Source organism: Ilyobacter sp. (genome assembly GCF_041583315.1).
Classification (GTDB): domain Bacteria; phylum Fusobacteriota; class Fusobacteriia; order Fusobacteriales; family Fusobacteriaceae; genus Ilyobacter.
This window is the reverse complement of the sequence record NZ_JBFHGC010000599.1, coordinates 1-1,644: the sequence shown is the minus strand read 5'-3', so window position 1 is coordinate 1,644 and position 1,644 is coordinate 1. Positions and strand designations below refer to the sequence as shown.

General features: G+C 32.5%; 1 protein-coding gene and 1 pseudogene. Both read right to left on the bottom strand.

All coding sequences use genetic code 11. The features are described 5' to 3' along the window. The coding region (locus tag ABZA26_RS14600) for a heparinase II/III family protein (RefSeq protein WP_372715218.1) at nucleotides 1-1,246 on the bottom strand (1,246 nt) is incomplete at its 3' end. Nucleotides 1,247-1,264: 18 nt separating this feature from the next. Beyond that, nucleotides 1,265-1,644: pseudogene (locus ABZA26_RS14595) on the bottom strand (heparinase II/III family protein); the annotation flags it as partial.

Sequence of the window (1,644 nt, the reverse complement as noted above, 5' to 3'; positions counted from 1 at the left end):
TCCTTGCCTGATGACCATATTTTACAAATACATTTACACTGTCATTTTTTAAGATCCCAACATTTGAACTTTCAAAATTAGATGTCCCTGATTTTTCAGAAACAACCCCTTCCATATTAAAATCATTGTTAAACAACAGCTCTTCCAATGAAATTTCGTTATTGAAGTAATAAGGTTTAGCCAATTGAGGATCTCTTCTCGGTATATCTGATTTTTCGATTTTTCTGAGTAAAGCTCCCATTTTTTCCTCTCCGAATATTTTGTATCCCAGATGGTATAAAAATGAAAAAGTCTTCAGATTAATGTCAGGCCAACCATCATTTGGGTTTGGAAAAATTAAGTTATCAAAAGCGTAGTCATATGCTGTATTCAGCATAAACTCCACTGTTTCTTCCAATACAGGAACATGGTAATTATAAGTTTTAGCAAACAATAACAGGTCTGCTATCCCTTCTAATGTAAAGAAGCTATAATACATTGATCCTTCGTACCATATCCCTGAAGTTACACCTTCCTCTAATTGTCTGTTTATATTGAACTCACTGTTAAAAGCAAAATCAATCATCTCTTTATCCTGTATTACAAACCCCATAGAACCTATTGCACAGGCAGACCAACAGGGTTTATTATGCACTTTATTTACCTGGGGTGCCAATATTTCAAATACCTCTCTAAACATATTTCTTACTGATTCACTAAATTCCTTTGAAATATCCTCTTTTAATATCTCCATAATTCTGGCAATTTTAACCATAATTACAGCTTCATTCAGTTCCTGTGGCATAATTCTGGCATAACCTAGCTTACCTGTGGTAGTAATTTCCACTGCTGCGTCTTTTGAATGAATTTCAAAATCTGTATAATGTTCTGCATAGTAACCAATTATTTTTTCCACATATTTCAAATACTTCATCTCTTTTGTTGCTTTATATACAACTGCTGCATTCAATGCAGTTTGAATAGCCTTTCCTCTGTAAAAATAAACCCAGACATTATCTAGCTGCTTACTTTTATACTCTTTTTTACAGACTGTACAAATATGTGTGTGGGGTTTTCCCAAGTCGAAATCCAGTATAGCTCCGTCTTCTTCACAGAAGTACATATGTCCCCATTCACTCATCTTATTATAATCATCATTGAATTTTTCTGAGAATTCTGTTACTTCGGTACCCATATGTTGCAACATATCCTGATATCTTTTTTTTAGTGTGCCCCTTTCTAATTTACCTATATTGCTATAGTCCATAATCTTAATCTCCTATCTTTATTTTTTTACAAATAAATTTTCTGTTTTATTATTTTCTACCAACTTTTCTCCTTTAAAAACTAAAGCAGACCCGCCATTTATTCCAAATTTAGATACCTTATCCCCTGTCTCTACTACAATAACCCATTTTGCATCAGTTTTAATTTTTCCCAGTTCGACCTCTTTTTTTGAAGGATTAAACAGAAATGTTTCTCTAAAAGTTTCGTTTTCTATAACAGAACCGAAACAATCAGACTCCGAAAATTTAGTTATACTGAACTTTTCTTCTCCAAATGTTCTTTGTGGTTTTAAAATATTGAAAAAATACATATCTCTAGACTTTTCAATGTTTTCGATTACCATGGTCTTCATTTTAGTTTCTCTATATTTATCAGGCT